The 6,797-nt window shown below is 76.0% G+C and carries 3 protein-coding genes; 1 reads left to right on the plus strand and 2 read right to left on the minus strand.

Features of this window, described 5'->3' with window-relative positions:
* Positions 1-83: 83 nt before the first annotated feature.
* Positions 84-4,757 (plus strand): hypothetical protein, encoded by a 4,674-nt coding sequence (locus IEZ17_RS41110; RefSeq protein WP_189308747.1) that lies wholly within the window; start codon positions 84-86, stop codon positions 4,755-4,757.
* A gap of 93 nt (positions 4,758-4,850) precedes the next feature.
* Here the strand turns inward: IEZ17_RS41110 and IEZ17_RS41115 are convergent, their stop codons facing one another.
* The gene (locus tag IEZ17_RS41115; protein ID WP_189308748.1) at positions 4,851-6,035 is read right to left on the minus strand and encodes a GDSL-type esterase/lipase family protein; all 1,185 of its coding nucleotides are present in this window, start codon (positions 6,033-6,035) and stop codon (positions 4,851-4,853) included.
* A 76-nt stretch (positions 6,036-6,111) separates the two neighbouring features.
* Positions 6,112-6,681 (minus strand): TetR/AcrR family transcriptional regulator, encoded by a 570-nt coding sequence (locus IEZ17_RS41120; RefSeq protein WP_189308749.1) that lies wholly within the window; start codon positions 6,679-6,681, stop codon positions 6,112-6,114.
* Positions 6,682-6,797: the final 116 nt, after the last annotated feature.

The raw sequence follows: 6,797 nt of genomic DNA on the forward strand, positions 1-6,797 counted from the left end.
GACCGCCCCCGCCCTCACCAACCGCTCTCACCACCCCCCCCACCAACCGCCCTCCCGCCCTCCCACACCAACGAGAGTCCGCCATGTACGAGCTGTCCCGGGTCCGCCTCTACTCCATCGGGCCCGCCGGTGCGCGCTATGCCGACACCGTCCTGGACCTGCGCGGAGTCGGCGCACCGGTGCCCCGACCGGCGCCGGCGCAGGCGGACTTCTTCGAGGACGAGCCGGCCGGCCCGCCGCGCCGCCCGGCGCCCGCGGGCGTCCTCTTCCTGGAGAACGGCGGCGGTAAGTCCGTCCTGCTGAAGCTGATCTTCTCGGTCATGCTGCCCGGCCACCGCAACACGCTGGGCGGTGCCAGTTCCGGTGTGCTGCGCAAGTTCCTGCTCGCCGACGACTGCGGGCACGTCGCACTGGAGTGGCAGCACGTGCTGACCGGCGAGACCGTCGTGGTCGGCAAGGTGAGCGAGTGGCGGGGGCGGCAGGTCTCCAACGACCCGCGGAAGTTCGCCGAGGCCTGGTACAGCTTCCGGCCCGGCCCCGGGATGAGCCTCGACTCGCTCCCCGTCGCCGAGGCCACCCTCGTCCGGCCCCGGCAGGAGAACGGCGAGGGCACGTCCGGTGCGCAGGGCCGCCGCCGCACGATGAAGGGCTTCCGGGACGTCCTCACCGAAGCCGGGAAGAACTACCCCAACCTGGACGTCGTCTGGGAGGAGATCCACGAGCGCTGGAACGAACACCTCGGTGTCCTCGGCCTGGACCCCGAACTCTTCCGCTACCAGCGGGAGATGAACGCCGACGAGGGCGAGGCGGCCGGCCTCTTCGCGGTCAAGAACGACTCCGACTTCACCGACCTGCTGCTGCGCGCCGTCACGGACACCCGGGACACCGACGGCCTGGCCGACCTCGTCCACGGCTTCGCCCACAAGCTCGGCCGGCGCGCCGAACTCACCGCCGAGCGGGACTTCACCGCCGGATCGCTCGACCTGCTCGCCCGCATCGCCGAGGCCGCCGAGCACCGCGAGCGCGCCCGCGAGGTGCACGCCGGCGCGGAGCGCCGCACCCGCGCGCTGGCCCAGCGGCTGCACGCCCGCGGCACCGAGGAGCGCGGCCGGGCCGCCGAGCTGGCCGAGGCGGTCGCCGCCGCCGCGCACCGCGTCACCGACGCCGAGCGCACCCGCGAGCGCCGCTCCCTGGTCTCCGCCGAACTCGCCTACCGGCACGCCTCGCTGGCCCTGGCAGCCGCCGAGAAGGGCGCCGCCGCCCAGCGCCGCGAGCTCAACGACGCCCGTACGTTGCACAGCGCCTGGCAGGCCGCCGAGATCGCACTGCGGCACCGCGCCGCCGCCGACCGCTCCGCGCGGGTCGCCGCCGCGATCCGCGAGGCCGAGCGGGACGCCGCCCCGGCGCTCGCCGCCCGTGCCACCGCCGCCGCCGACCTGGTCCGTGCGCTGCACAGCGCCGCCGAGGCCGGTGAGCGGGTGGCCAACGAGGAGGAGGAACGGTCCGCCGCCCTCCAGGAGGCCGGTGAATCGGCGCACCGCGACGCCACCACGGCCGCCACCCATGCCCAGCGCGCCCGCAGTGAAGCAGAGCACCTCAAGCAGCGGCTCGCCGAGGTCGCCCAGGAGACCGAGGAGGCCGTCCGGGCCGGCTGGCTGGACGACTCCGCCCCGGACGCCGATCCGGCCCGTGCCGCGCTCGCCGCCTCGGACGCCGAGAAGACCGCGGTGGCCGCCTGGGACTCGGCCCGCGAGGCCGCCCGGCAGGCCACCGACCGGGCCCGCGAGGCCGCCGCCCGGCACTCCGCCGCCGAACTGGCCGCGGCCCGTGCCGAGGACGCCGCGCAGGCCGCCGGGCGCGCCTACGACGCCGAGCGCCGCGCCGCCGAGTCGCTCGGCGCCGAACAGCGGCTCGCCGAACTCCTCGGGCTCCCCGAGGCGGCGGCCGTCACCCTGCCCGGCCCGCGTACGGCCACGCCCGGCGCGGAGTCCGGGACGCCGCGCCGCGCCGCCGCCGGCCCGCTGTCCGCCGAGGAACTGGACCGCAGCGCCGACGCGTTGCGGGAGCTGCTGGAGGACGGCGTCGCCGCCGCCGAGCGCCAGCTGTTCGAGCTGCGGACGGCCGCCGCCGACGACGCCCGGATCCTGGGCGCGCTCGGTGACGGCGGGCTGCTGCCCCCGGGACCCGATGTGCTGGCGGCGGTGGAATATCTGGGTGAGCACGGCGTCCCGGCGCTGCCCGGTTGGCGCTACCTCGCCCAGTCCGTCGACCCGGCCGACCACGCCCGGTTGCTGGCCGCCCGCCCCGAGCTCGTCGACGGCGTGATCATCACCGACCCGGACACCCACGCCCGGGCCCGCGAGGTGCTCGCCCAGGCCGCACTGCTGCCCCGCTCCGCCGTCGCCGTGGGCACCGCCGCGGCGCTGCTCGCGCCCACCCCGCCCGCCGGCGAGGACGACCCGGGCGCGTCCGGCGTCTTCCTCGTACCGCCGAACCCGGCGATGCACGACGAGTCCGCCGCCGACGAGGAGCGCCAGGCGCTGCGCGCCCGCGCCCTGGAGCGCGACGAGGAGATCCGGGCGCTGGCCGCGCGGCTCGCCGGGGACCGAGCGCTGGCCGCCCGCCTCGGATCCTGGCGCGCGGGCTGCCCGGCGGGCCGGCTCGCCGAACTGGCCGAGGCGGCGGAGGGGACCCGTACGGCCGCCGAGGCGTCCGCCGCCGAACTGGCCGGGGCCCGTACGGCCCGCGCCGAGGCCGACGAGGCCGCCGCGGAGGCCACCGGCGTGCGCGACGAGCGGCAGGAGGCCGCGCAGCGCGCCCGGCGCGCCGCCGATCTGCTGGCCGGGCTCGCCCACCGGCTGCGCGAGCGCGCCGGATGGCAGTCGCGGCTGCGCGAACTGGCCGATGAGGCGGTCGAGTTCGAGGCCCGCGCCGAGGAGTGCGTGGACCGCGCCCGGGCCGCCGACGAGGACCGCCGGGCCGCCCAGCGCGCCGCCGACGACGCCCGCCGGACCGCTCGCGCGCTGCGCGCCGAGCGGTCCGAGATCGCCGGTGTCCCGGACGACCTGGGTGAAGCCCCCGAGGAGCCCACCGCCTCGCTGCCCGCGCTCCGCGAGGCGTACCGCGCCGCCTCCCAGCTCTACGAGAAGGTCGGCGTCGGCGCCGACCTGCGCGCAGAGCAGGCCCGCGCCGAGGGCGACGAGTCCGCGGCGCTGGCCGAGCTGAACCGTCTCACCAACAAGGTCCGCACCCGCGCCGAGCAGCTCCTGGAGAGCCCGGACGCCGCCGACGGCCCGTCCCGCCAGGCCGCGGCGTCCCGCGCGGAATCGCTGGTGCAGATGCTGGAGACCCGCGCCTCGGCCGCCAGCGAGCAGCTGGGCCGGCTCCGCGGCGAGGCGGAGCGGCTGGCACCCACGGACGGCGAGGCGCACACCGAGCTGCCCGACGAACTGGTGCCCGCGGACGCCGACCGGGCCAAGGGGCTGCTGCGCTCGGCCAACGGCGAACTGGCCACCGCCACCGAGGCGTTGGAGACCGCCCGGGACCGGCACGAGGAGCTGCTGCGCAGCCACCGCGCCGCCGAGGACGCGGCCGGCGGCTTCGACGAGACCGCGGCCCTGCTGCGGGATCTGCTGCGCGACCACCACGACGCCGAGGACGGCGAGACCGAGCAGATCGAGCCGTACGCCGCCGGCCTGGCCGAGGCCCGGCAGGCCGCCGCGGAGTCCCGCCGCTCGCTGCGCGGCTGCGCCGCCGACCTCTCCGCCGCCGAGGCCGCGGTCCGCGAGGCTGCCGACATCCTCGTACGGCACGCCAACTCCACCCGGTACGAGCAGGTGCGCACCCCCGCCCGGCAGCAGATCCGCGAGCTGCCCGCCGCGGCGCTGCCGGACCACGCCGCCAAGTGGGCGGAGGCGTTCGCGCCCCGACTGCGCGTGCTCACCGACGAGTTGGCGCAGCTGGAGCGCAACCGCGACTCCATCGTCGACCGGCTGCGCGGCCTGGTGGAGTCGTCGCTGACGACGCTGCGCTCCGCCCAGCGGCTGTCCCGGCTGCCCGAGGGGCTGGGGGAGTGGTCCGGTCAGGAGTTCCTGCGGATCCGCTTCGAGGACCCCGACCAGGCCACGCTCACCGAGCGGCTGGGCGAGGTCATCGACGAGGCGACGCGCTCGGCGGTCCGCAAGAACAGCGATCTGCGGCGGGACGGCATGTCCCTGCTGCTGCGCGGTGTGCAGGCCGCGCTGCTGCCGCGCGGGGTGGCCGTGGAGATCCTCAAGCCGGATGCGGTGCTGCGCGCCGAGCGGGTCCCGGTGGGGCAGATGGGCGATGTCTTCTCCGGCGGCCAGCTGCTGACCGCCGCCATCGCCCTGTACTGCACGATGGCGGCGCTGCGCAGCAACGACCGGGGCCGCGACCGGCAGCGGCACGCCGGCACGCTGTTCCTGGACAACCCCATCGGCCGCGCCAACGCCACGTACCTGCTGGAGCTCCAGCGCGCCGTCGCCGATGCGCTGGGCGTCCAACTGCTCTACACCACCGGCCTGTTCGACACCACCGCGCTCGCGGAGTTCCCGCTGGTCATCCGGCTGCGCAATGACGCGGACCTGCGGGCGGGGCTGAAGTACATCAGCGTCGAGGAGCACCTGCGGCCGGGCCTGCCGCAGCAGGACCCGGCCGGGGAGGCGGTGCACGGGCAGATCACGGCGACCCGGATGTACCGGCGGCCCGAGGACGCCCAGGAGACGGCGGCCGGGTGACCGGGCGCGGTGGTGCGGTCGCCGGACGGCCGTGCCACCGCCGCTCCGCGCACCGAGACTCCCGCCGCTCACCGGTGGCGCGGCCCTTCCGTGTCAGGCGCCGCGGTCCGTGAAGGGGCCGCCGGCGGTGAAGGCCAGCCCGGCGAACCGTTCCCCGATGCGGCGGTGGGTGGCGGCGTCCGGGTGGAGCGCGTCGGGCAGCGGCAGCTCGGCGAAGTCGGCCTCGCCGTAGAGGTCGCGGCCGTCCAGGTAGTGCAGGTTCGGGTCCTCGGCCGACCGCTGCGCCACGATCCGGGCCAGCTCGTCCCGGATGACGCCCAGGGTCAGCTTCCCGGTCGCGCGCTCCGCCGGATCGCCCGCGGCCCGGAACCGCAGCTGTCCCGCGCCGAGGGCGCCGAAGTCGGGGACGCTGGGGCCGGGGGTGTCCTCGTGGAGGGGGCACAGGAGGGGCGAAACGACCAGCAGCGGTGCGGTGGGGTGGCCGTCGCGGACGGTGTCGAGGAAACCGTGCACGGCCGGGGTGAAGGCGCGCAGCCGCATCAGGTCGGTGTTGACCAGGTTGATGCCGATCTTGACGCTGATCAGGTCCGCGGGGGTGTCCCGCAGGGTGCGGGCGGTGAACGGGTCGAGCAGAGCGCCGCCGCCCAGACCCAGGTTGATCAGTTCCACGCCGCCCAGGGAGGCGGCGAGCGCGGGCCAGGTGCTGGTGGGGCCGGCGGCGTCGGAGCCGTGGCTGATCGAACTGCCGTGGTGCAGCCACACCCTGCGGCCCCGGTCCGGTGCGGGCTCGACGGGGGCGTCGGTCCGCAGGGCGACGAGTTCGGTGGTCTCGTTGTGCGGCAGCCAGATCTCGACGTCCTTGACGCCGTCGGGCAGACCGGTGAAGCGGACGGTCCCCACCGGGCCGGGCCGGTGCTCGGCGGTTCCGGTGGTCATGTCGATCGTCAGCGTGTTGCCGCCGGTCACGTTGCCCCGGCCGACCGGACGGCCGTCGACGAGCAGCTCGTAGACGCCGTCCGGGCGGGGCGGGGCGCCCACGTAGACCCGCTTGGTGGGCAGGGCGTCCAGTTCGACGGCGGTGGCCCGGGTCCGGAAGACCAGCCGTACGCCGGAGGGCTGGGACTCCGCCATGGCGAGCTGTCCGTCGGCGCACTGGGCGCGGGCCCGGGCCGGCAGCCGGTGCGGCAGCACGCCGTGTGCGGTGCGTTCCAGGTCGAGGGCGCCGCGCAGGAGGTCCGCGGTGACGGGTGTGGTGATCCAGTCATGCGTGGTGTTCATGATCCAGCCTGTTGGTCGAGGTGTCGGTGGCGGGCGCGCGGAGGTGTCGCGGGGCCTGTGGAGGGGGCGCGGCGGGTCAGGACGCGGGCCAGTTCCGCAGCAGGGCGTCGAGGGCGTCCAGCACCCGTGACCAGGATTCCTGCGAGTCGGGCGCGCTGTGGCTGAACCCGCCTGCCGTCTCCAGGCTGACGTAGCCGTGGAAGACGCTGCCCAGCATCCGCACGGCATGCGTCTGGTCCGGCTCCGCCAGGTCGTAGCCGCGCAGGATCGCCCGCATCATCCGCGCGTGCCGGACGCCGGCGCCGGCAGCCGCCGCCTCCGGGTCCAGCCGGAGCTGGGCTGCGGCGTAGCGGCCGGGATGCTCCCGGGCGTAGTCGCGGTAGACGTTCGCGAAGGCGGTCAGGGCGTCCTTGCCGGCCCGGCCGGCCAGGGCGTCGGCGGCCCGGTCGGCCAGTTCTTCCAGGGCCAGCAGGGCGATCCTGGTTTTGAGGTCCTGGGAGTTCTTCAGGTGCGAGTACAGGCTCGCGACCTTGACGTCGAACCGCCGGGCGAGCGCCGAGACGGTCACCTGGTCGAAGCCGACCTCGTCGGCGAGCTCCGCGCCCGCCCGGGTCAGGCGTTCCGGGGTCAGCCCTGCGTATGCCATAACCAGCCTCCCATTCGGCAGAACCGATTATGGACATGCCTAAAAGTATTAGGCAAACGGCAGAATCGATTCGGAGGCCCAGTGGGCGTGGGCTCCCCGGCCGGGCGGGCGTGGGC

Source organism: Streptomyces albospinus (genome assembly GCF_014648695.1).
Lineage (GTDB): Bacteria > Actinomycetota > Actinomycetes > Streptomycetales > Streptomycetaceae > Streptomyces > Streptomyces albospinus.